At 68.2% G+C, this 21,840-nt stretch carries 21 protein-coding genes; 15 read left to right on the forward strand and 6 right to left on the reverse strand.

Annotated elements, in window-relative coordinates; all coding sequences use genetic code 11:
- Window position 1: 1 nt before the first annotated feature.
- Window positions 2-2,029: a hydantoinase/oxoprolinase family protein gene (locus tag AVL48_RS22880; protein WP_061988516.1), complete on the reverse strand. Its 2,028-nt coding sequence runs from the start codon at window positions 2,027-2,029 to the stop codon at window positions 2-4.
- Between the two features lie 14 nt (window positions 2,030-2,043).
- A complete protein-coding gene (locus AVL48_RS22885) occupies window positions 2,044-2,253 on the reverse strand; it encodes a hypothetical protein (protein WP_061988514.1) in 210 nt (69 codons plus the stop codon).
- A 176-nt stretch (window positions 2,254-2,429) separates the two neighbouring features.
- Between AVL48_RS22885 and AVL48_RS22890 the strand changes: the two genes are divergently transcribed.
- A complete protein-coding gene (locus tag AVL48_RS22890) occupies window positions 2,430-3,389 on the forward strand; it encodes an AraC family transcriptional regulator (protein WP_061988513.1) in 960 nt (319 codons plus the stop codon).
- On the opposite strand, the gene AVL48_RS22895 is transcribed toward AVL48_RS22890, so the two are convergent.
- Window positions 3,277-4,497 carry a CaiB/BaiF CoA transferase family protein gene (locus AVL48_RS22895; RefSeq protein WP_244162665.1) on the reverse strand — a complete coding sequence of 407 codons (1,221 nt, stop codon included), beginning with the start codon at window positions 4,495-4,497 and terminating at the stop codon, window positions 3,277-3,279. The genes AVL48_RS22890 and AVL48_RS22895 overlap by 113 nt on opposite strands.
- Before the next feature lie 114 nt (window positions 4,498-4,611).
- Between AVL48_RS22895 and AVL48_RS22900 the strand changes: the two genes are divergently transcribed.
- Complete coding sequence (locus tag AVL48_RS22900; protein WP_208616303.1) at window positions 4,612-5,304, forward strand: GntR family transcriptional regulator; 693 nt, start codon at window positions 4,612-4,614, stop codon at window positions 5,302-5,304.
- A 68-nt stretch (window positions 5,305-5,372) separates the two neighbouring features.
- Here the strand turns inward: AVL48_RS22900 and AVL48_RS22905 are convergent, their stop codons facing one another.
- Window positions 5,373-5,624 carry a hypothetical protein gene (locus tag AVL48_RS22905; RefSeq protein ID WP_061988511.1) on the reverse strand — a complete coding sequence of 84 codons (252 nt, stop codon included), beginning with the start codon at window positions 5,622-5,624 and terminating at the stop codon, window positions 5,373-5,375.
- Between the two features lie 355 nt (window positions 5,625-5,979).
- Window positions 5,980-6,627, reverse strand: a complete 648-nt coding sequence (locus tag AVL48_RS22910; protein ID WP_061988509.1) for a GntR family transcriptional regulator — start codon at window positions 6,625-6,627, stop codon at window positions 5,980-5,982.
- Between the two features lie 91 nt (window positions 6,628-6,718).
- On the opposite strand from AVL48_RS22910, the gene AVL48_RS22915 reads away from it, so the two are divergent.
- The 11 genes from AVL48_RS22915 to AVL48_RS22965 are packed head-to-tail and all read left to right on the forward strand — an operon-like array spanning window position 6,719 to window position 18,070.
- Complete coding sequence (locus AVL48_RS22915) at window positions 6,719-7,876, forward strand: acyl-CoA dehydrogenase family protein (protein WP_061988506.1); 1,158 nt, start codon at window positions 6,719-6,721, stop codon at window positions 7,874-7,876.
- Complete coding sequence (locus AVL48_RS22920; protein WP_061988504.1) at window positions 7,873-8,709, forward strand: HpcH/HpaI aldolase/citrate lyase family protein; 837 nt, start codon at window positions 7,873-7,875, stop codon at window positions 8,707-8,709. The genes AVL48_RS22915 and AVL48_RS22920 overlap by 4 nt, the downstream gene beginning before the upstream one ends.
- The gene (locus AVL48_RS22925; RefSeq protein WP_061988502.1) at window positions 8,706-9,854 is read left to right on the forward strand and encodes an acyl-CoA dehydrogenase family protein; all 1,149 of its coding nucleotides are present in this window, start codon (window positions 8,706-8,708) and stop codon (window positions 9,852-9,854) included. Before AVL48_RS22920 ends, AVL48_RS22925 begins: the two co-directional genes overlap by 4 nt.
- A gap of 12 nt (window positions 9,855-9,866) precedes the next feature.
- Window positions 9,867-10,586, forward strand: coding sequence for a 3-oxoacyl-ACP reductase FabG (gene fabG, locus AVL48_RS22930; protein WP_061988500.1), 720 nt, complete (start codon window positions 9,867-9,869; stop codon window positions 10,584-10,586).
- Window positions 10,586-11,440 carry an HTD2 family dehydratase gene (locus AVL48_RS22935; protein WP_061988498.1) on the forward strand — a complete coding sequence of 285 codons (855 nt, stop codon included), beginning with the start codon at window positions 10,586-10,588 and terminating at the stop codon, window positions 11,438-11,440. The genes fabG and AVL48_RS22935 overlap by 1 nt, the downstream gene beginning before the upstream one ends.
- Entirely contained in the window at window positions 11,433-12,647 is a 1,215-nt protein-coding gene (locus AVL48_RS22940) for an acetyl-CoA C-acetyltransferase (RefSeq protein WP_061988495.1), read from the forward strand. The genes AVL48_RS22935 and AVL48_RS22940 overlap by 8 nt, the downstream gene beginning before the upstream one ends.
- Complete coding sequence (locus AVL48_RS22945) at window positions 12,644-13,096, forward strand: MaoC family dehydratase (RefSeq protein ID WP_061988493.1); 453 nt, start codon at window positions 12,644-12,646, stop codon at window positions 13,094-13,096. Before AVL48_RS22940 ends, AVL48_RS22945 begins: the two co-directional genes overlap by 4 nt.
- 1 nt (window position 13,097) lies before the next feature.
- Entirely contained in the window at window positions 13,098-14,429 is a 1,332-nt protein-coding gene (locus AVL48_RS22950) for a phenylacetate--CoA ligase family protein (RefSeq protein WP_061988492.1), read from the forward strand.
- Window positions 14,426-16,120: a CoA-transferase gene (locus AVL48_RS22955; protein ID WP_061988490.1), complete on the forward strand. Its 1,695-nt coding sequence runs from the start codon at window positions 14,426-14,428 to the stop codon at window positions 16,118-16,120. The genes AVL48_RS22950 and AVL48_RS22955 overlap by 4 nt, the downstream gene beginning before the upstream one ends.
- Window positions 16,117-16,938: an enoyl-CoA hydratase/isomerase family protein gene (locus AVL48_RS22960; protein ID WP_061988488.1), complete on the forward strand. Its 822-nt coding sequence runs from the start codon at window positions 16,117-16,119 to the stop codon at window positions 16,936-16,938. Before AVL48_RS22955 ends, AVL48_RS22960 begins: the two co-directional genes overlap by 4 nt.
- On the forward strand, window positions 16,931-18,070 hold the full coding sequence (locus AVL48_RS22965; protein WP_061988486.1) for a CoA transferase: 1,140 nt from the start codon (window positions 16,931-16,933) through the stop codon (window positions 18,068-18,070). Before AVL48_RS22960 ends, AVL48_RS22965 begins: the two co-directional genes overlap by 8 nt.
- Before the next feature lie 566 nt (window positions 18,071-18,636).
- Here AVL48_RS22965 and AVL48_RS22970 read toward each other — a convergent pair.
- On the reverse strand, window positions 18,637-19,500 hold the full coding sequence (locus AVL48_RS22970; protein WP_061988484.1) for a helix-turn-helix domain-containing protein: 864 nt from the start codon (window positions 19,498-19,500) through the stop codon (window positions 18,637-18,639).
- 173 nt (window positions 19,501-19,673) lie between these two features.
- Between AVL48_RS22970 and AVL48_RS22975 the strand changes: the two genes are divergently transcribed.
- Together AVL48_RS22975 and AVL48_RS22980 are read left to right on the forward strand one after the other, a co-directional pair.
- A complete protein-coding gene (locus AVL48_RS22975) occupies window positions 19,674-20,588 on the forward strand; it encodes an alpha/beta hydrolase (protein WP_061988482.1) in 915 nt (304 codons plus the stop codon).
- Between the two features lie 17 nt (window positions 20,589-20,605).
- Window positions 20,606-21,529 carry an alpha/beta hydrolase gene (locus AVL48_RS22980; RefSeq protein WP_061988480.1) on the forward strand — a complete coding sequence of 308 codons (924 nt, stop codon included), beginning with the start codon at window positions 20,606-20,608 and terminating at the stop codon, window positions 21,527-21,529.
- The last annotated feature ends 311 nt before the right edge of the window (window positions 21,530-21,840 follow it).

The raw sequence follows: 21,840 nt of genomic DNA on the forward strand, positions 1-21,840 counted from the left end.
GTCACTTCCTCCGGATGATCAGTTCGCCGTATCGGCCGACGCTCGCGCGCTGCCCCGCACCGAAATGCGTGGTCGACAGGCCTTCGTCCACAATGGCCGGTCCTTCGAGCACGTCACCGGAGCGCAGTGCGGCGCGGTCGTAGACGGCGGCTTCCTGGCCGGCCTCTCCGTCGCCGAGGTAACGCAGCACGGTCGTCCGGACCGGCTTGAGCGGTTCGCCGCCGCGAACCGGGAGTTCCGGGTAGGTCACCTTCGGGGTGTCCAGCACAGCCCGCACGCGGAAGGTCACGCCCTCGACGGGGAGCATCTCGAAGCGGTTGCCCGACCGGCCCTCGTACGTGTCGTGGAAGGCGCCGATCATGGTGGCGATCGCGGTGTCGTCGATCGTGCCGTCCGGCACCGGGACGAACGGCGTCTCCCAGCTCTGGCCGACGAGGTGCGCGTCCATGCTCCGGTGGAAGGTCACGCGGGTCCCGCCGTCGAGCCCTTCTCGCAGCCGCTCCTCCATCTCCGTGAACAGCGCGTCGATCTTCGGCGCCGCCTCCGGGGTGAGGACGAGGTAGGCACTGCGATTGACGGTGAAGACCTGGTCGGCCGACAGCAGGCCCAGCGCGGAGAACAGGCCGGGGTTCGGCGGCACGATCACCTGCTTGCAGTGCACCGTGTCGAGCACCGCGGGCAGCAGCATCGGACCGGCCGCGCCGTAGGCGACGAGGCTGTAGTCACGCGGGTCGACGCCGTTCTTGATGGCGATGTTGAACACGCCCTCGGCCATGTTGTTGACGGCCATCTCGTAGGCGTAGCGAACCCGTTGAGCGAGCGTGAACTCCGTATCGAGGCTCTCGAACGCCTGCTTGGCCAGGGCCGGGTCCAGATCGACCTTGCCTCCGGCGAAACGTTCGGGGTCGATGATGCCGATCATCAGGCAGGTGTCGGTGGTGGTCGGTTGCGTCCCGCCGCGGCCGTAGCAAGCGGGGCCGGGATCCGCTCCCGCGCTGTCCGGGCCCACCTTGACCTCACCGGCGGAGCCGATCGCGACGATGCTGCCGCCGCCCGCCCCGATGCTGGAGATGTCGTTGGCGAGCGCGTTGACGACGAGATCGTGTTCCAGTTCGAAGGACGTGTTGACGAACGGTTCGCCCGCCGTCACGACGCTGATGTCGCACGACGTGCCACCGACGTCGGCGCACAGGAGGTCCCGCTCCCCGATCAGCGCGCCGAAGTGGGCACAGGCCACCGTCCCGGCGGCCGGACCGGAGAAGACGATGCGGAACGGCTGCTCCATCGCGCGATCGGACGGGACGAGCGTGGCCGCGCAGTCGGCGAAGTTGAGCTGCCCGGTGAAACCCAGGTCGGCGAGCCCCTTCTCCAGTTTCGCGGTGTAGTCGGAATAGATGATCTTCATCAGCGTGTCGACCACCGTGGTGGACGCCCTCGCGTACTCCTTGGCGAGTGGAGAGACCTCGCTGGAGATCGAGCAGGGGACGTCGCCGACGACCTCACGGACCAGGTCGCGCAGCCGCAGTTCGTGCACCGGGTTGACGTAGGCGTTGATCAGGCAGATCGCGACCCCGGTGACACCGCACCGGCGGAGCACCTCCAGTTCGGCTCGCGCCTGCGCTTCGTCCAGTTCGAACAAGACGCCGCCGTCGGCGGTGATCCGCTCGCTGATGCCCCGGCGAAGGTAGCGCTCGACCAGCGGACGGGCCGCGTCGCCGAAGCTGCGCCGCCAGCGCGGGTCCAGGATGGCCGACGCGGGCCGCCAGACGCGTCCCATGTCGAGGATGTCGCGGTGGCCCTCGGTGGTCAGGAACCCGATCTTGGGCAGGCGCCGGGTGATCACGGCGTTGAGGCCGTGCGTGCTGGCGTGATTGAACACCTCGGCGTTCTCCACGCCGAGGGTCGCGGCTCCTTCCAGAACCGGCCCGTAGACCTCGGTGTAGGACGTGGACACCTTCGCGGTGCGGATCTCCCCGTCCCGCAGGGCCACCACGTCGGTGAACGTGCCGCCGACATCGACTGCGATCATCGTTGATTCCTCCGCTACAGCAGGTCGGACAGGAGCTGGATCGGGCCGAGCCGTGACCACGGCGTGCGCTCGATCGACAGCAGGCAGTTCTGGCATTTGACGACTTGGAACCAGCCACCCTCGGAAACGACGGGGTAACGGCGGAGTTCGGCGGCCCCGCAGCGAGGGCAGGGGCCGTCCACAGGGGTCCGTTCGAGGACCGGCGTATTGTTCTGTTCACTCATGTCGCACAACTCCACTGGTGTGCTCGGTGCTGCACTGGTGTGGAGAAAGTAAGCCTGCGTGGCGGCCGTCACCATCCCGTGAGCGAAGTGCAGGCATCCACTTTTCGCAGGTCGAGGCCTCGCTGGTCTAAATATGATATATTTGAGCAGTCGCAACGAGGCGCGAGGAGGACGTCATGCGCCCGCTCAACTTCCGCACCGGCGACCTCGACGTCGCCCACGAGCAGGTCACGAAGACCTTCGCCAGCCACGAGGTGCACGTGGCCGAAAGCCGCGACCTGAAGTTCCGGCTCGACCTCGCCCCGTCCTTGCGGCTGACGATCGCCCGGATGTCCTACGGCGCGGACACCACCATCGTCGGCCCCGCGATGCGGCTCTGCTACCACGTCAACCTACCGGTCACCGGGCACAGCACGGTGGAGCAGAACGGCGTGGAGCGCAGTTTCGCCGCGGGCGAGGCCGGCGTCGCCTTCGTCCCCGAGGCCCCGGTCATGGTGCAGTGGAGCGCCGACTCGTGGCAGTACCACGTCAAGCTGCCGAAGGACCTTCTCGAGGCGCACGCCGCGAAGCTGATCGGACGGCCGGTGGACGAGGAAATCGCCTTCGACCTGACGTTTCCCTTGGAATCCAGTTCGGCGCAGGCACTGCTCGCGACCGTCGGCTTCCTCTACACGGAGCTGAGCCGCGAAGGCGGAGTCGCGACCATCCCGGCCGCCTGCCACGAACTGGAATCGGCCCTGATGAGCCAGCTGCTCATGACGGTGCCCAGTCAGCTGAGCCCGGACCTGCACAGCAAGCCCGCGCACAGCAGGCACTCGAAGATCCGGGAGATCATCGACCACATCGACCGGTTTCCCGAGGAGGAGCTCACGACCGCCGATCTCGCGGCGAAGGCCGGGATCAGCGCTCGTGCCCTCCAAGCGGGGTTCCAGGAGGTGGTCGGCATGTCCCCCACCGCGTACCTTCGCGGCGTCCGTCTCGACCGGGTCCACCTCGAACTGGTGTCGGACACGCGCTGGTCGGTCACCGAGATCGCGGCGCGATGGGGCTTCTTCCATCCCGGACGGTTCGCCCACCAGTACCGCGAGCGCTTCGGGATGCTGCCGTCGGAGACTGCGCGGCTGACCAAGCGCTGATCAGCTTTTCCACGTCCAGCACGTCCGCCACCGGCGGCCGCGGCTCGCGAGCGGGCGTCCGCCCCAGCCGGGGCGCGGGCTTCGGATGCAGCACGCCGCCGACCCGGCGGAAGACCTCACGTTCGGCGTTGTGCGGATGCTCCGCGGCTTCGTCGAACGTGAGCACCGGCGTGACGCAGGCGTCGGTACCTTCGAAGATCCGAGCCCACTCGTCACGATCCTTCGCCGCGAACGCCTCGGCGATCAGTTTTCGCAGGCGCGGCCACTCCGCGCGGTCGTCTTGTTCGGGCCATTCGGAAAGGTCGACGTCGAGCCGCGAGACGAACTCACGGTAGAAGTCGGGCTCCAACGCTCCGACCGCGACGTATCGCCCGTCCGCGCATTGATAGGTGTCGTAGAACGGCGCGCCGGAATCGAGGTAGTTGGTGCCGGGCTCGTCGCTGTAGCGACCGGCGGCGCGCAGCCCCTGGAGCTTGGCCGTGAGCAGCGCGACGCCGTCGAGCATCGCCGCGTCGATCACCTGGCCACGACCCGAACACCGGGCTTCCAGGACGGCGCACACGATCCCGTAGGCCGCGGCCAGCGCGCCACCCGCGTAGTCGCCGAGCAGGTTGATCGGTGGCCGCGGGGCCTCCCCCGCCCTCGCCATCGCGTGCAGGGCACCGGACTGCGCGACGTAGTTGATGTCATGACCCGCCTGCTGCGCCAACGGCCCGGTCTGGCCGTACCCGGTCAAACGGGCATACACGAGCGCGGGATTGCGCCGGAGAAGCGCCTCCGGCCCGAGGCCGAGTCGCTCGGTCACCCCAGGCCGATATCCCTCGATGAACACGTCGGCGCCCTCGACGAGGCGGAGCACCGAATCGACTCCGGCGGCACTCTTGAGATCGGCCTCGACCGTGCCCACCCCGCGATTGGCGAGGTCGTGCTCGGGCGCCATCCCTTCGGTCTGCCCCAGCGCGCGCCCCCGGCGGTTCGCCGGACGGGCCACCCGCACGACCTCGGCACCCATGTCCGCCAACAGCATGCTCGCGAACGGCGTCGGCCCCATCCCGGCGAGCGCGATCACCCGCACCCCGGTCAACGGCCCGCTCACCTCGGTCGTCATCGCATTCCCTCCACGAAATATTATGTTTCAGCCGGAACGATCGGCGGTGGACGCCATGCCATAATCGACAGAACGTTGTATATGATGTTCGCAACCGAATTGGGGAGGTGCCGGGTGGCCGACAACTCGATCAGGCTCCGGAGCAGTGAAAGCCGGCAGCAGCTGCCTGAGGAGGTCGCCACCTACGTGCGCGAGCTCATCATGTCCGGTCAGGTCAAACCGGGCGAGTTCCTGCGCACCGAGCCGATCGCGGAAGCCGTGGGCGTCAGCAACACACCGGTCCGCGAAGGCCTGCTCTCCTTGCGCAGCGAAGGATTCGTCGAGCTGGTCCCCCGCCGCGGTTTCGTCGTCGCCCCGGTTTCGCGGCAGGACATCCGGGACCTCTTCTGGGCGCAGGCCCAGTTCTCGTCCGAGCTGGCCGCCCGCGCCGCGAAGAAGATCACTCCCGATCAGATCACGCGGCTCGAAGCCATCAACGAGGACTTCGAGAAGGCCGTCGAAGCCGGCGACCAGGAAACCCTCGCTCGTCTCGGCCACGACTTCCACCGGCAGATCAACCTCGCCGCCGACTCGCACCGGCTGACGCTGCTGCTCAGCTCGGTGGTCAAGCACCTGCCGAACCGCTTCTACGCCTCGATCGAGGAGCACGTCACCGCCACCCGCAACGACCACGCGGAACTGGTCCAGGCCCTGCGGGGACGGCACGTCCGCAAGGCGCGGACCATCGCGGAGCAGCACATCCTCGAAGGCGCCGACAGCGTCATCAAGGTGCTCGAGGAGCGCGGCCTCTGGGCCGACGAGGAGTAACACTCGCTGGTCACGAGCGGGGCGACGACCTTTCCGGCCGCCGCCCCGCTCGCCGTCTTCTTCGGTGTTCACGCCGCTTCGCCCATGATTCCGGCCGCCGCCGCGGTCAGCCGGGCCTGGACGCGATGCCCGACCGGCCCCGGCCGCGCTGGGACGATCAGGGCGCGATGCGCAAGCCCGTGCGCGGTGTACTGGTCGCAGCACGGCAGCCCGTCGATGAACAGATCTGGCTCACTGCTGCACGTGATCTCCGCTCGACCGGAGGCCACCGCGCGGAGGATCGCCAGCTCCCGGAGGCTCAGTTCGTGATCCGGGGTCATGGCGGCCTCCTGTGTCGATTAGTTAATATTTTATATTATGCTTGCTCTAGCTTCGAGGTCAAGGAGAGCAGCGTCAACGGGATCGGGCTGAGCACGCGGGCCGCGACTAGGCAACCCGAAACCGCCGGTCGTGGTCGGCACCTCTGCTGCGATGCGCGTTCCCCCGGAGCCGGCGTCGCAGCTCGGTCGCGAAAGCCACTTTCAGGACACCACATGCCCCGAAAGTGGCTTTCGCGACACGGCACTGCGGCTCAAAGGAGCCTTCAGGACACGCCACGTTCGCCTTGAACCCGAATCGCCACTCATGGCCGCTTGAAGATCCGGTACGGTCGCGCCCAGGCCGACCTTCAGAGGACTAAACGCGGTCCCAGAATCCTTGCGCTTCCAGCAGGGCGACGGCCCGCTCGGCGCCGTCGGCGAAGTGCCTCTCCACCGCCGTCCGCGCACGATCGCCGGAGCGCGCCAGCAACGCATCTACGATCCGACGGTGATCTTCCCGCGCCTTCGCGGGCCAGTCCTCGTGAGCTTCGTAGAACCCGTGCGAGACCGTCTTCCCGAGGATGCCGAGGATCGAAATGAGCCTGCGCGAAGCCGAACCGTGATTGATCCGCCGATGGAACTCGAAGTTGAGCCGCTCCTGCTCGATGGGATCGACGCACGATTCCGCACGGTCGGCGAGGTCGACCAGCGCCTGAAGACTCTCCGACGACAGACTCTTCGCGGCACGCTCGGCCGCCAGGCCGGACACCAACCCGAAGACACGGTACTGGTCCCGGATGTCGTCCCGGGTCAGCTCGGCGACGTACGCGCCCCGCCGGGCGATGTGCTCGACGACGCCCTCGTGGTCGAGCGTGATCAGCGCTTCGCGCACGGGCAGCTTGCTGATCCCGAGCTCCTCCGCGACAGCTTCCTGGTCGATTTTGGTGCCAGGTCGCAGCTCCCCCGCGAAGATCCGCCGCCTGATCTCCTGGGCGGCGAGCGCCTTCAGATTGCCTCGGCTCACCGGAAGACGTTAACCCGCGAACTGTGATCCACACCAGAACTTGATAAAATATATTTTGTGCTCGTCGCCGGGATGATGCATAGTGTGGAGCATGTCAGCCGTGACCCCCGAGGACTTCAAGCCGATCCTGACCCTCGTTCGCGACTTCGTCCGCGCGAAGGTCGTGCCGCGCGAGCGGGAGATCATGGACACCGACGCGATCCCGGACGATCTGCGCGAGCAGGTGGCCGAGATGGGCCTGTTCGGTTACGCGATCCCCGAGGAGTGGGGCGGCCTCGGCCTCGACCTGACCCAGGACGTCGAACTCGCCATGGAGTTCGGCTACACAGCGCTGGCCCTGCGGTCGATGTTCGGCACCAACAACGGCATCGCCGGGCAGGTGCTGGTGAACTTCGGCACCGAGGAGCAGAAGGCCGAGTGGCTGGAGCGCATCGCCTCGGGCGAGGTCGTGGCCTCGTTCGCACTGACCGAACCGGGCGCCGGATCGAACCCTGCCGGCCTGCGCACCAAAGCGGTCCGCGACGGTGACGACTGGGTGATCGACGGCGAGAAATGCTTCATCACCAACGCACCCATCGCCGGATTGTTCGTGGTGTTCGCCCGCACCCGTCCCGCCGACGCGTCCGGGACGGGGATCGCCGTCTTCCTGGTCCCGGCGGACACCCCCGGCGTCGAAGTCGCCGCCAAGGACAAGAAGATGGGCCAGGAAGGCGCCTGGACCGCGAACGTCTCGTTCACCGGCGTCCGGGTACCGGGTTCAAGCCTGGTCGGGGGCGACGAAGACACCGGTTACCGCGCCGCGATGACGTCGCTGGCCCGCGGTCGCGTCCACATCGCCGCGCTGGCGGTCGGTACCGCCCAGCGCGCGTTGGACGAATCGGTCACCCAGGCCACGACGGCCACCCAGGGTGGCACACCGATCGGTGACTTCCAGCTGGTGCAGGCGATGCTCGCTGACCAGCAGACCGGGGTGCTGGCCGGGCGGGCGCTGGTGCGCGAAACGGCGAAGCGGTACGTGTCCGGCGAGGACCGGCGGATCGGGCCGTCCGCGGCGAAGCTGTACTGCACTGAGATGGCGGGCAAGGTCGCCGATCTCGCCGTGCAGATCCACGGTGGCAGTGGCTACATGCGCGAGCTCCCGGTCGAGCGGATCTACCGCGATGTGCGGCTTCTGCGGCTTTACGAGGGCACCAGCGAGATCCAGCGGCTGATCATCGGCGGCGGTCTGGTGCGCGGAGCCCGGCGATGACCACGCGGGCCGAACGCCTGGTGAACCGGGTGCGGGACGCGGCCACGCTGCTGTTCGTTCCCGGCGATCGTCCGGAGCGCTTCGCCAAGGCGGAGCGCGCCGAAGCCGATCTCGTCGTGCTGGATCTCGAAGACGCCGTCGCGCCCGAGCGCAAGGTCTACGCGCGTGAGCAGGTCGTCGCCTGGCTGGGCGAACACGCGCACTGCGCGGTGCGGGTCAACGCGGCGGGCACCCCTTGGCACGACGAAGACCTCGCCGCGCTGGCCAGGTTCCGGTGCGTGGTCATGGTGCCCAAAGCCGATCCGGTCAGCGCCCGCACCGCCGCGGGCGAGTTGGGCGTATTGCCTGTCCTGATCGCCTTGATAGAAACCGCCCGAGGCGTACTCGACGCGCGGGAGATCGCGTCCGTGCCGAACGTGCACCGGCTGGCACTGGGCACGTTCGACCTGGCGGCGGAACTGGGAGTCGATCCCGCGGACATCGACGCGCTCGCGCCCGCACGAGGAGCGCTCGTTCTCGCGTCGGCGGCGAGTGGTCTCCCCGGTCCAGTGGACGGCGTGACCGGCGACTTGCGGAACAGCGAGCGCCTTGCCCATGACGTCCGCTACGCACGCCAGCTGGGGTTCACGGGGAAGTTGTGCGTGCATCCGCTGCAGGTTTCGGTCGCCGCGGCGGCGCTTCGCCCGTCTCGGGAAGAAATCCGCTGGGCTCACTCGGTGGTCACCACGGCCGGGGACGGCGCGGTCGCGGTGGAGGGGCAGTTGGTCGACAAGCCGGTGCTGGATCGCGCGCGGCGCGTCCTCCGGCAGGAAAGGGAAGGGTTGCGGCGATGACGCTGTCCGACGACGAAAAGCAGATGGTGGCCCTGGTGGCGGAGTTCGTCGACGAGCGGGTCCGCCCGCGCGTCCGCGAGTTCGAAGAGGACGACGTCTACCCGGCCGAGTTCATCGACGAGATGAAGAAGCTCGGCTTCTTCGGGCTGCTGGCTCCCGCCGAATACGGCGGTGTCGACGTCAGTACGGCGTGCTTCGCGCGAGTCACCGAAGAACTCGCCCGAGGCTGGATGAGCCTGGCCGGTGCGATCGGCGGCCATTCCGTCATCACCTACCTGATCAAGACCTTCGGCACACCCGAACAGCGTGAGAAGTACCTGCCCGCGATGGCCGAGGGCACGATCCGCGCCACCATGGCGCTCACCGAACCCGCCGGGGGCAGTGATCTGCAGGCGATGCGGACCCACGCCGCCCCCGACGGCGACGGGTACTCGATCACCGGCTCGAAGACCTGGATCTCCAACGCCGCCCACTCGGGGCTCATCGGGCTGCTGTGCCTCACCGACCGCGACGCCTCCCCCAGCCATCGCGGGATGAGCGTCCTCCTCGTCGAACCCGGCGACGGGCTGACGATCTCGAAGAAGCTGCCGAAGCTCGGCTATCGCGGTGTCGAGGCCTGCGAGATCGTCTTCGACGGCCGCCGGGTCGGCGCGGACGCCGTGCTCGGCGGGACGCCGAACCAGGGCTGGGCGCAGATGATGCGCGGCCTGGAGGTCGGCCGGATCCAGGTCGCCTCCCGCGCGCTCGGCGTCGGGCAGGCCGCGTTGAACGACGCCGTCCGGTACGCGCAGGAGCGGGAATCGTTCGGCAAGCCGATCTGGAAACACCAGTCGGTCGGAAATCTGCTCGCCGACATGGCCACCAAGATGCGTGCCGCGCGCCTGCTCACCCTCGACGCCGCCGAGAAACTCGACGCGGGCGAACGCGCCGACATGGAAGCCGGAATGGCCAAGCTCTTCGCGTCGGAGTCCGCGATGCAGGTCGCCCTCGACGCCATCCGCGTGCACGGCGGCTACGGCTACTCCAAGGAATACGACGTCGAACGCTACTTCCGTGACGCGCCGCTGATGATCGTCGGTGAGGGCACCAACGAGATCCAGCGCAACGTCATCGCCGCCCAGCTCATCGCCCGCCACAAGATCTGAGGAACCCACACCATGTCTTTGCTGACCGATCGGACCGCGGTCGTCACCGGCGGCGCCCAAGGCATCGGGTACGCCATCGCCGAACTGTTCGCCGCCGAAGGCGCCCGCGTGGTGCTCGGCGACCTCGACGGCGACGCGGCCGCACGCTCCGCCGAGAAACTGGGCGGCGTCGGTGTCCGCTGCGACGTCACGAAGGCGTCCGATGTGGACGCACTGCTGGCAGCTGCCCCCGCGCCGGTGGACATCCTGGTCAACAACGCCGGGATCACCCGCGACGCGACTCTCCGGAAGATGACCGAAGACCAGTTCGACCAGGTGATCAACGTGCACCTCAAGGGCAGCTGGAACGGCGTCCGCAAGGCCGCGGCGATCATGCGCGAACGCGGCCGCGGCTCGATCGTGAACATCTCCTCGCTTTCGGGCAAGGTCGGCATGGTCGGCCAGACCAACTATTCCGCGGCCAAGGCAGGCATCGTCGGACTGACCAAGGCCGCGGCCAAGGAACTCGCCCATCACGGTGTCCGGGTGAACGCGATCCAGCCCGGGCTGATCCGCACCGCGATGACCGAAGCGATGCCCGCCAAGGTGTGGGACCAGAAGATGGCCGAGATCCCGATGGGCCGGGCCGGTGAGGTCGGCGAAGTCGCCTCCGTCGCCCTCTTCCTGGCCTCGGACCTCTCGTCCTACATGACCGGCACGGTGCTGGAAGTGACCGGCGGAAGGTTCATGTGATGGAGCAGTGGGCTCCACACACCGTCACCACCCGGGAGCTGGTCGATCCGGCGCCGGTCGCGGCGCTGGCCGCTCTGTTCGACGACGGGCTGCCCGCCCTGCTGACCGGCGACGACCTGCCGCCGCTGTGGCACTGGGTCGCGCTCCCCCGTTGGCCGGTCTCGTCGGAGCTGGGTGACGACGGGCATCCGGCTCGCGGCACGTTCCTGCCGCCGGTGGACCTGCCCCGCCGGATGTTCGCGGGCGGCGAAGTGAGGTTCCACGCCCCGCTGAAGGTCGGCGACACCGTGGTCCGCGAATCCACTGTGGACTCGGTGACGGAGAAATCCGGCCGATCCGGTCGTCTGGTGATCGTCGTCGTGCGCACGCGTCTGTCCACAGAGGATGGACCGTTGTGCCTGGAAGAGCGCCAGGACCTGATCTACCGCGACCGAGGCACGCCCGCCGAGCCGAAACCGGCCGACTTCGACCCCGTCGGCGCGCCGGTCCGCCGCGCCGAGGGGGGCACGTGGGACTTCGCCACCGATCCGACCCTGCTGATGCGGTTCTCCGCGGCCACCGCGAACCCCCACCGCATCCACTACGACTGGCCCTACGCCACCCGCGCCGAGGGCTACCCCGGTCTGGTCGTGCACGGCCCGCTGATGTCCCTCGCGCTCGCCGAGGTCCTGCGGCTGGACCGGCCCGGCGCCCGGGTGAAGCGCTTGAGTCATCGCAACAAAGCACCGCTGTTCTGCGGCGAGCCCGCGCTCCTGCGCGCGGACGGCTCCGTGCTGGAGCTGGTCGGGCCCGGTGGAACGCCACGGACCAGCCTGGAAGTCGAACTGTACGAGGAAGGCACTCCCCATGCGTGACGCCGTCATCTGCGAACCCGTCCGGACCCCGATCGGCCGCTTCGGCGGCTCGCTCAAGAGCGTCCCTGCCGCCGACCTCGCCACCATCGCGCTCACCGGACTGCTCGAGCGCACCGGGATCGACCCCGAAGCCATCGACGACGTCATCCTCGGCCACTGCTACCCCAGTGCGGAGGCGCCCGCGATCGGCCGCGTCGCCGCCCTCGACGCCGGTCTGCCGGTGACCGTGCCCGGAATGCAGGTCGACCGGCGGTGCGGCTCCGGGCTGCAATCCGTGGTCCAGGCCGCCCTCCAGGTGCAGGCCGGGGTCAGCGACGTGATCGTCGCGGGTGGCGCGGAGAGCATGAGCAACGTGATCTTCTACGCCACCGACCTGCGCTGGGGTGCCAAGGGCGGCGGGGTGATGCTGCATGACGCGCTCAACCGCGGCCGCGCCACACCCGGCGGCAAGCACTACCCCGTCGCGGGAGGAATGCTGGAGACCGCCGAGAATCTCCGGCGCGACTACGGGATCACCCGCGAAGAGCAGGACCGGCTCGCCTTCACCTCGCACCAGCGCGCGGTCGCCGCGCAGAAGTCCGGGGTGTTCGCCGAGGAGATCGTCCCGGTCCCGGTCGAGACAAAGAAGGGCACCGTCGTCGTCGACACCGACGAACACCCGCGCGCCGACACCACCCCCGAGACCCTCGCCAAGCTGCGCCCCGTTCTGGGTGAACAAGACCCCGAAGCGACGGTGACCGCCGGCAACGCCAGCGGCCAGAACGACGCGGCGGCCGTCTGCGTCGTCACCCACCCCGAGCGCGCCGCCGAACTCGGTCTGCGCCCGCTGGTGCGGCTCGTCTCCTACGGCGTCGCCGGGGTCGCCCCGAAGATCATGGGCATCGGCCCCGTCCCCGCCACCGCGGCGGCACTCGCCAAAGCGGGGCTGAAGTTCGCCGACCTCGACCTCATCGAACTCAACGAGGCGTTCGCCGCCCAAGTCCTCGCCTGCACGCGCGAATGGGGCTTCGGCGAGTCCGACTTCGAACGGCTGAACGTGCACGGCTCCGGTATCTCGCTGGGTCACCCCGTCGGGGCGACGGGTACTCGGATCCTCGCCACGCTGGCGCGTGAACTCCACCGCCGGGACGCGCGCTACGCGCTGGAGACCATGTGCATCGGCGGCGGTCAGGGGCTGGCCGCGGTGTTCGAGAAGGTGACCTCGTGACGCGGGTTTTCGCCTCGGCGGACGACGTGCGGGCCGTACTCGGCGAAGAGTTCGGCCCGACCGGCTGGCTCACCGTCGACCAGGCGCGGATCGACGCGTTCGCCGAAGCCACCGGCGACCACCAGTGGATCCACACCGACCCGGAACTCGCCGCGACCGGCCCGTTCGGCACGACGATCGCGCACGGGTTCCTCACTCTGTCGCTCATCCCGCACTTCGCCCGGGAGCTGTACCGGCTGGACTTCGGCACGGCACGGATCAACTACGGACTCGGCAAGGTCCGCTTTCCCGCGCCGGTCCCCGTCGGCTCCCGGCTGCGTGCGTCCGCGACCTTCACCGAGCTGAAGCCAGGACCGGCCGGGGTCACGGTGACGACCCGGTATGTCGTCGAACTCGACGGCGCGGCCAAACCAGCCTGCGTAGCCGAGACCCTCGTGGTGGTGAGCTGAAATGGCGGCCACCCCGTTCTCCGCACGGCACTGGAGTGCGGTCGAAACCCTCTCCCCCGCCGTTGCCCGCGAGGTACAGAACGAGCGTCTGCGTGAGCAGATCGCCTATCTCGCCACGCACAGCGCGTTCTATCAGGCGAAGATCGGTGCCGATCTCACGAAGATCCGGACGGTGGACGATCTCGCCGGGCTCCCCTTCACCGAGAAGCAGGAACTGCGCGACAGCCTCGCCGCCGCCCCGCCGCTGGGCACACACGTCGCCGCGGAGATGTCCGACGTCGTGCAGATCCAGGCGTCGTCCGGCACCACGGGCAGCCCGTCCTACGTCGGCCTGACGGCGAGCGACCTCACCACCTGGTGCGAACTCGGCGCGCGAGCGTTGTACGCCAACGGTTTCCGGCCGGGTGACCTATTGCTGCACGGCTTCGGCATGAGCAAAGGGTTCGTGGGCGGGCTGCCGATCGTGCAGATCCTCCAGTACATGGGGATCGTCGACATCCCAGTCGGTGCGGAGGCCGGCGCGGAAAGGCTCCTGCGCGTCCAAGCCGATCAGCGCCCCAACGCCTTGATCGGTACGCCATACTTCCTCGCCCACCTCGCCGAACAGGCACCGAAGATCGTCGGCCGTCCAGCACGGGACCTCGGTGTCCGCGCGATCAGCGTCGGCGGCGAACCCGGCGGCGGGCTTCCCGCCGTTCGAGAGAAGCTCGAATCGCTGTGGGGTGCGACGTCGCGGGAGATGCTGGGCGGCACGGACATCGCCTGCACGTACTGGGGTGAATGCGAAGCCGCCGACGGGATGCACTTCCTCTCCCCCGACTTGATGATCGCCGAACTCATCGACCCCGACACCGGCGAACAGATCGCCCCGGTCGAAGGCGCGCAAGGCGAACTCGTCTACACCGCGTTGCGGCGCCAGGCGTCCCCGTTGCTGCGGTTCCGCACCCGCGATCACGTCGTCGTCACCGGGACCGGTTGTTCCTGCGGCCGCACCGGCTACAAGATCCGGTGCGTCGGCCGCACCGACGACATGCTGATCGTGCGCGGGATCAACGTCTTCCCTTCGGCGATCAAGCAACTCGTCGCCGAACTGACCACCGGCGAGATGCGGATCCGCGCCGACTTCGAGGGACATTCGACGCAGCGTCCGCTTCCGGTCGTCGTGGAGGACACTGGTCTGACTCCCGAGCAGCAGACCGGACTCCGCGCGACCATCGAGCAACGGATCCGCTCCGCCCTCAACGTCAAGACAGTGGTCGATTTCGTCCCCGAGGGCAGCTTGAAGCGCCCTGACCACGTCAAGGTCGATCTCGTCGAACGAGTGCCCTCATGACCGACTTCTGCCGCTTGGACGAGGCGATCACGCGGCACGTCCGCGCCGGTGACGCCGTGCACGTGATGATGGGTCACAGCCGCTGGAGCGCGCTGGTCCGGGAACTGGCCCGGCAGCACTGGGGGAAGCCCTCGAAGTTCACGCTGATCATGGCGAGCCTGTCGTCGCTGGGCGCGGTCCTGTTCCGCTCCGGGTGCGTCGAGAAGGTCGTCACCGTCTACTCCGGTGACTCGTTCCCGGTGTTCACGCCGAACCCGGTGTTCCAAAAGGCCTACGCGGACGGTTCGGTCGAAGTCGAGAACTGGTCGTTCCTGAGCTACATCCAGCGTTTGCGGGCCGCGGCCACCGGCGTGCCCGCCGTCGTCACCGGGTCCGTGCGGGACTCCTCGATGGGCGGGAACGAGGGCTACGAGGAGGTCGACACCCGGTTCGGCCGGGTGGGCCTGGTCTCACCACTGGTGCCGGACGTCGCGCTGGTGCACGCCGCGGTCGCCGACCGGCAAGGCAACCTCGCGATCGCTCCCCCGATGTTCGAGGGTTCGATCGGCGCGTTCGCCGCCCGTCGTGGCGTCCTCGCCACGGTGGAGAAGGTCGTCGACGATCTCCGCCCCTGGTCGTCGCTGGTCCGCGTCCCCGCGCACCGGGTGCTCGCCGTCGTGGAGGCGCCGTTCGGTGCGCATCCCGGAGGGGTCTTCGCCGGTCCGGAAGGCACACGGCTGCCGGTGGAGGGCTACGCCGAGGACGTCGCGTTCTGGATCTCCGCACGGGAAGCGAGCCGATCGCCGGAGTTCGACGACTGGATCCGTCAGTGGATCCTCGAGCCCGCCGACCATGACGCATACCTCGCGAAACTCGGCAAGGCACGGCTCGACGCGCTCGTCCACTCCAGCGGTGAGCCGACACCGCCCACCGGCCGGGGCGAGCACAGCGGCCCCGCGACGCCGGCCGAACGCGCGGCCACCTGGCTGGCCGGTCTCGTCCGGGCACGGATCGCGGAGACCGGCGCCGACGCCGTCCTCGCCGGTGCGGGTCTGGCGAACCTAGCGGCCTGGGTGGGTGTCGAGACGGCCAAGGCCGACGGCCACCGTGTCGCGCTCGCCGCCGAACTGGGGCTCTGGGACTACACGCCGACACCGGGCGACCCGTTCATCTTCAGCTTCGCGAACTTCCCGACGTCGTCGATGCTGCTCGACACCGAACAGGTGCTCGGCACGGTGGTGAACGGGCCGTTCACGCGGTCGATCGCCTGTGTCGGCGCGGCCGAGATCGACCGGCTGGGCAACATCAACACGACCCGGATCGCCGGCGGGCCGTACCTCGTCGGATCGGGTGGCGCGAACGACGTGGTCACCAACGCCGACGAGACGCTGGTCGTCGGGACGATGAGCCCACGCCGGTTCGTGGAGCGCTGCGATTACGTCACCAGTCCGGGTGCGCGCGTACGAGCCGTGGTGACCGACGTCGGGATCCTGACCCGAAGCGACGGCGAGTTGGTGCTCGCCCACATCGCACCGGGTCCGGAACCACTCGCCGATCGGGTGGAGCACGCCCGTTCGCGCTGTGGCTGGGAACTCGCGGTGGCGGACGATCTCGAGGAACTGCCCGAGGTGTGCGCCGACGACCTGGCCCGGCTCCGCAAGTACGACCACGAAGGCTTGTTCCTCGGCCAGAGCAAGAAGGGAAGCGCATGAGCCGCTACGCACGTTTCGAGAACCTCCGGGTGGACGGCCCGGACGACGCGGGCGTCGTCGAACTCGTCCTGGACGCGCCGAACCTCAACGCGGTCAGCGAGGCCGCGCACGCTGATCTGGCCGACATCTGGCGGGAGTTCGACCGGGATCCCGCCGTCATGGCGATCCTGCTGCGCGGTGAGGGCAAGGGATTCTCCGCCGGTGGTTCGTTCGACCTGGTCGAGAAGCTGTCGAACGACTACGACACCCGAACCCGCACGATGCGGGAGGCACGTGCCCTCGTCTACAACGTCATCGACTGCTCGAAGCCGATCGTGTCGGCGATCCACGGCCCCGCGGTCGGCGCCGGGCTCGTCGCCGGTGTGCTGGCCGACGTCTCGGTGGTCACGAAGACCGCCAAGATCATCGATGGGCACACGCGCCTCGGCGTCGCGGCCGGTGACCACGCCGCGGTGTGCTGGCCGTTGCTGTGCGGCATGGCCAAAGCGAAGTACTACCTGATGACCTGCCGTCCGCTTACCGGCGAGGAAGCGGAGCGGATCGGCCTGGTCTCCCTCTGCGTCGACGAGGACGCCGACCTGCTGCCGACCGCGCGAGAAGCCGCGCGCGAGTTGGCCCTCGGCGCCCCGAACGCCATCCGCTGGACCAAGCAGAGCCTGAACGCGTGGTACCGGCAGGTCGCGGGCGCGATCTTCGATTCGTCGCTGGCGCTGGAGTTCTACGGCTTCGGCGGGCCGGAAGTCCGCGAAGGCCTCGCCTCCCACCGCGAACGCCGCAAGCCCGTCTTCACCCGACAGCAAGGGAAAGACGATGCCTGACGCAGGTCCCGCCTTGCTCAAGGGGCTGCGAGTGGTCGAGATCTCGAGCTACGTCGCGACCCCGTTGTGCGGCCTCACCCTGGCCCAACTCGGTGCCGACGTCATCCGGGTCGAACCGCTCGGCGGCGCGGCCGACCGGACCCGGTGGCCACTGGCGGACTCCGGCACGAGTCTCTACTGGTCGGGGCTGAACAAGGGAAAGCGCGCCGTCGCCATCGACCTGGAGTCCGAAGTGGACCGTAAACGGGTCGTGGACCTGATCGTCCACGGTGGACCGTGCGTCGTCGTCAGCAACACCGACCGGCATCCCGATCTCGGCTACGCGGAACTGTCCGCTCGTCGCCCTGACGTCATCCACGTGCTCCTCGAAGGCCGTCCCGGTGGGGGCGCCGCGGTGGACTACACCGTCCAGGCGGGCAGCGGTTTCCCGCTGATCACCGGCTCCGCCGAAACCCCCGCACCGGTCAACCACGTGCTGCCGGCGTGGGATGTCGCCGCCGGTCTTTACCTGGCGATCGGCCTGCTCGCCGCGGAACGGCACCGCCAGGAGACCGGACAGGGCCGCGCGATCCGCGTCGCCCTCGAAGACGTCGCCCTGGCCACCGCGGGAAACCTCGGTTACCTGGCGGAAGCGCAGGTCACCGACCACGACCGCGCCAAATCCGGCAACGACGTCTACGGCACCTACGGCCGCGACTTCCTCACCTCCGACGGGGTGCGCGTCATGCTCGTGGTGCTGACCGAGCGCCACTGGACGAAGTTGCTGACAGCCACCGGACTCACCGCCGCGTTCACCGCGCTGAGCGAGTCTTTGGGCATCGACTTCTCGCGGGAATCCGCCCGCTACGAACACCGTGACGTGATCTCGACGCTGCTGGCCCGCTGGTTCCGGAGCACGACGTTCGACGAGGCCGCCGCCGCGCTGGATCGCCACCGCATCCTGTGGCAGCGCTACCGCACATTCGAGGAACTGGGCCGTGGCGCCCTGCGCGACCTGGACCTGTTCGATGAGATCGACCAACCCGGCGTCGGCCCCCACCTCGCCCCGAAGTCGCCGATCCTCGTCGACGGCGGCCGCCTCGCTCCCCTTACGGCGCCTTCGGTCGGTCAGCACAACGACGACCTTCTGTAGCTCGGTCTCAGTGCTTGGCGGCGGAGTCGGGCCCGGTCGCGAATGGCAAGTCATGTTCTGTTGACAAGCAGGGAAAATATGACGTGGTCGAACTAGGCCGGGCCTGCGAGTCGTGTTCGCGGCAGCGACCCGACACTGTTCAGTGTGTCCACAAGAGACTGACGACGCTGTTTGAATGCCTGATTTTTCTTTCCTTATATGGGCACCTTGCGTCGAGGTCGCGAGTGGCAATGGTCGTTCTATCGAGGGGTAAGGTAAAGTTGTCGCGGCCGGGCCTTTTGCAGTGCGCGTTGCCTCGAAGTCGGCGCCCACTGTTCATGTCCCGAAAGTGGCTTTCGCGACACGCTTCCGCTGCCCCCACGTGGAAGCTCTTATGTCCTGAAGGCCGCCTTTGAGACCTTCAACGTCTCAAAGAGAACCTTCAGGACACGCCATGTTTGCCTTACCTCTCTATAACCCTCATTGCCACTCACGCCCCCGGACGACCCCTCACCCGTCACATCAGCCACTCCACACCGCCCAGACCGATAGCCGACACCCACCCGCCCGGATCCGCCAATGGGCTCTCAGTGATCCACCGCTGAGCGATCCTCACTCGCCGCCCATGACGACAGGAATCTGAGGCCGTCGTGTGCGGCGGTGCCGGGCTCGGCGGTCCAGACGATGAGCTGCTGCTCGGGGTCACTCGTACAGGTGAGCGCGTCCCAGTCGAGCGTCAGCTCACCCGCGACAGGATGACGAAGGGTCTTGCTGCCCCGCTCACGAGCGGTGACGCGATGATCACCCCACCAGGAGCGGAAGTCCTCGTCCTTCATCGACAGTTCACCGACCAGGGCGGCCATCCGCTGGTCGTGCGGGTTGCGGCCGGCTTCCATCCGCAGCATCGCCACAGCGGTGCGGGCCATGGCTTCCCACTCCACGTGCAAATTCCGGAACGCAGGGTCGGAAAACATCAGCCACACGTAATTCCGCTTCTTTTCCGGAATCGCCGCGAAATCGACCAGCAGCGCGGAAGCCATCCGGTTCCAGGCGAGAATGTCCATTCGCCTGCCCAGTACGAGCGCGGGGCTCGTGGTCAGTTCATTCAGCACCCGCACCAACTGTGGTGACACCTTCTGTGCGGATTGGCGGCGTGGCCGTTCGGCGTCTTTTCCGGCGAGTTCGAACAGGTATTCACGTTCGTCGTCGTCCAGGTGCAACACTCGCGCCAGGACGTCGAGCACCGGCGCGGACGCCTGCCTGCGTCCCTGCTCGATGCGCGTGTAGTAGTCGGGGCTGATCGAGGCCAGGAGCGCGACCTCCTCACGGCGCAGTCCCTTGACCCGCCGTTTGGCGCCGGTCTCGGGCAGCCCGACCGTTCGGGGACTCACCTCGGACCTGCGGGCCTTGAGGAACTCCCCCAGTTCGTTGGCGTGGTCGTCGCTGCTCATGACCCCATTGTCGCAACAGGTGCAACTCGGGAGCCTGGGCCAATTGTGTCCCTGGACAGTGGTGTGCGGGGCTGGAACCGTCCCATTGTAGGAGCACGCGACGCGTGTGAGTCTCGAATACGAGGCCGAACGGAACGCCCGGCCGAACAAAAGCCGAAAGAAAGATCCTCAAGATGAAGACGAATGTCACCTTCCCGAGCGCCGGGCTCGCGCTGGCCGGTCTCCTGTTCACCCCGGACGACCACACCGGCGCCCCGCTGCCCGCCGTCGTCGTGTCCCACCCCGGCGGTGGCGTGAAGGAGCAGACCGCCTCGATCTACGCCGAGCGCCTGACCCGCGAGGGGTACGCCACCCTGGTGTTCGACGCCGCGTACCAGGGCGAGAGCGAGGGCCTGCCCCGCGGCCTGGAGAACCCCTTCCAGCGCGCCGAGGACGTCCGGGCCGCGGTCACCTACCTGACCACCCGCGACGACATCGACCCGGCCAGGATCGGCGCGCTGGGCATCTGCGCGTCCGGTGGTTACGTGCCGTTCGCCGCGCAGACCGACCACCGGATCAAGGCCGTCGCCACGGTCAGCGCCGTCGACATCCGCAGCCTGCTGGTCGAAGGCCTCGGCCGCACCCAGGGCCCGGAGGTCCTGCAGGCCATGCTCGACCAGGCGGGCGCGCTGCGTACCGCCGAAGCGCGGGGCGAGGCCCCGGCCGTGCAGAACTGGGCGCCCGAGAGCCCCGAGGGCCTGGAGGAAGCTCCGACCCTGTACCGCGAGGCCCAGGACTACTACCGCACCCCACGCGGCGGACACACCAACTCCACCAACGAGTGGCCGCTGCGCAGCATCGACCAGATCGCACAGTACGACTCCTACGCGATGATCAAGCTGATCGCGCCCCGGCCGCTGCTGATGATCATCGGCTCCGACGCCGACACCGGCTACTTCAGCCGCGAGGCCATCGAAAAGGCCGACGAGCCCAAGGAACTGTTCGTCATCGACGGCGCCACCCACGTCGCCCTCTACGACCAGGACGAGCACGTCACCCCCGCGGTCACCAAGCTCACCGGCTTCTTCGGCGAGCACCTGACCTCCTGAACGAGAGGAGAACATCCATGGAATCCGTGACCTTCAAGAACCGCGCCTGGGACGTCGCCGCCGACGTCCGCTTCCCGGATGGCTTCGACCCGGCCAAGAAGTACCCGGCGATCATCTGCGCCCACCCGATCAGCAGCTGCAAGGAGCAGACGTCCGGCAGCATCTACGCCGAGCGGCTGACCGAACTCGGCTACGTGACCCTGACGTTCGACGCGTCGCACCAGGGCGCGAGCGGCGGCGAGCCACGCTACCTCGAAGACCCCGCCACCCGCGTCGAGGACTTCCGCTGCGCGATCGACTACCTGGTGACGCTGGACTACGTCGACGAAGACCGCATCGGTGTCGTCGGAATCTGCGGTGGCGGTGGCTACGCCGCGAACGCCACGATGACCGACCACCGGATCAAGGCGCTGGGCACCGTCGTCGCCGCCAACTACGGACGGCTAATGCGCGAAGGCGATCTGAGCGCCAACGCCGCGGTCGCCACGCTCGAGGCGATCGGCAAGCAGCGCACGGCCGAGGCCCGGGGCGCCGAGCCGCACATCACGACCTACATCCCCACCTCGGTCGAGGAGCGGGAAAAGGCCGGGATCACCGACATCGACATCGTCAACGCCGTCGAGTACTACACCACCCCCAGGGGACAGAGCGCCGGCTCTCCCAACAAGCTGCGCTTCTCTGGTCTCGAAGCGGCGGTCGGCTTCGACGCCTTCCATCTGGCCGAGGTGCTGCTGACCCAGCCGCTGCAGGTCATCGTCGGCGACGTGCCGGGCGGCTTCGGGTCCTACCGGGACGGATTCGAACTGTTCGACCGGGCCCGCTCGGAGAAGAAGGACATCTTCGTCGTCCAGGGCGCGAGCCACTACGACCTGTACGACCAGCCGAAGTACGTCGACCAGGCGTTGGCGAAGCTGGGAAGCTTCTTCGAAGAAAACCTCTGATCAGACAGCGAAGGAGGGGCGACCGCCGAAGCGGTCGCCCCTTCGTCGTCCTCACCGCGGACATCGCGCAGCAGAGGACCCGGGCGGCCTCAGTCCTCGAAGAGTCCGACAAGGGTGTGCGAACTGCGAAGCATTCTTATCCTCCCAGTTGATTGAGCATGCGAAACATGACCGTGCGGTGATGATGGTCGGAATGGGACGCGTCTTGGGTGTTGCCGGGTCGCCGATCGCTGTGTTCGCTTCGATGACCCCGCGCCGAGCGTCTCCTCGCCGGTCCTGTCGATCATGAATCGACCGTGGCCCGGTTTCGC

Source organism: Amycolatopsis regifaucium, assembly GCF_001613935.1.
GTDB lineage: Bacteria > Actinomycetota > Actinomycetes > Mycobacteriales > Pseudonocardiaceae > Amycolatopsis > Amycolatopsis regifaucium.

Excerpts from the sequence above, each read along its gene's own strand:
- fabG (WP_061988500.1), top strand. The coding sequence starts at position 9,867 with ATGTCTTTGCTGACCGATCGGACCGCGGTCGTCACCGGCGGCGCCCAA.
- AVL48_RS22915 (WP_061988506.1), top strand. The coding sequence starts at position 6,719 with ATGTCAGCCGTGACCCCCGAGGACTTCAAGCCGATCCTGACCCTCGTT.
- AVL48_RS22980 (WP_061988480.1), top strand. The coding sequence starts at position 20,606 with ATGGAATCCGTGACCTTCAAGAACCGCGCCTGGGACGTCGCCGCCGAC.
- AVL48_RS22965 (WP_061988486.1), top strand. The coding sequence starts at position 16,931 with ATGCCTGACGCAGGTCCCGCCTTGCTCAAGGGGCTGCGAGTGGTCGAG.
- AVL48_RS22885 (WP_061988514.1), bottom strand. The coding sequence starts at position 2,253 with ATGAGTGAACAGAACAATACGCCGGTCCTCGAACGGACCCCTGTGGAC.
- AVL48_RS22960 (WP_061988488.1), top strand. The coding sequence starts at position 16,117 with ATGAGCCGCTACGCACGTTTCGAGAACCTCCGGGTGGACGGCCCGGAC.
- AVL48_RS22880 (WP_061988516.1), bottom strand. The coding sequence starts at position 2,029 with ATGATCGCAGTCGATGTCGGCGGCACGTTCACCGACGTGGTGGCCCTG.
- AVL48_RS22950 (WP_061988492.1), top strand. The coding sequence starts at position 13,098 with ATGGCGGCCACCCCGTTCTCCGCACGGCACTGGAGTGCGGTCGAAACC.
- AVL48_RS22975 (WP_061988482.1), top strand. The coding sequence starts at position 19,674 with ATGAAGACGAATGTCACCTTCCCGAGCGCCGGGCTCGCGCTGGCCGGT.
- AVL48_RS22925 (WP_061988502.1), top strand. The coding sequence starts at position 8,706 with ATGACGCTGTCCGACGACGAAAAGCAGATGGTGGCCCTGGTGGCGGAG.
- AVL48_RS22920 (WP_061988504.1), top strand. The coding sequence starts at position 7,873 with ATGACCACGCGGGCCGAACGCCTGGTGAACCGGGTGCGGGACGCGGCC.
- AVL48_RS22890 (WP_061988513.1), top strand. The coding sequence starts at position 2,430 with ATGCGCCCGCTCAACTTCCGCACCGGCGACCTCGACGTCGCCCACGAG.
- AVL48_RS22940 (WP_061988495.1), top strand. The coding sequence starts at position 11,433 with ATGCGTGACGCCGTCATCTGCGAACCCGTCCGGACCCCGATCGGCCGC.
- AVL48_RS22955 (WP_061988490.1), top strand. The coding sequence starts at position 14,426 with ATGACCGACTTCTGCCGCTTGGACGAGGCGATCACGCGGCACGTCCGC.
- AVL48_RS22895 (WP_244162665.1), bottom strand. The coding sequence starts at position 4,497 with ATGACGACCGAGGTGAGCGGGCCGTTGACCGGGGTGCGGGTGATCGCG.
- AVL48_RS22905 (WP_061988511.1), bottom strand. The coding sequence starts at position 5,624 with ATGACCCCGGATCACGAACTGAGCCTCCGGGAGCTGGCGATCCTCCGC.
- AVL48_RS22935 (WP_061988498.1), top strand. The coding sequence starts at position 10,586 with ATGGAGCAGTGGGCTCCACACACCGTCACCACCCGGGAGCTGGTCGAT.
- AVL48_RS22970 (WP_061988484.1), bottom strand. The coding sequence starts at position 19,500 with ATGAGCAGCGACGACCACGCCAACGAACTGGGGGAGTTCCTCAAGGCC.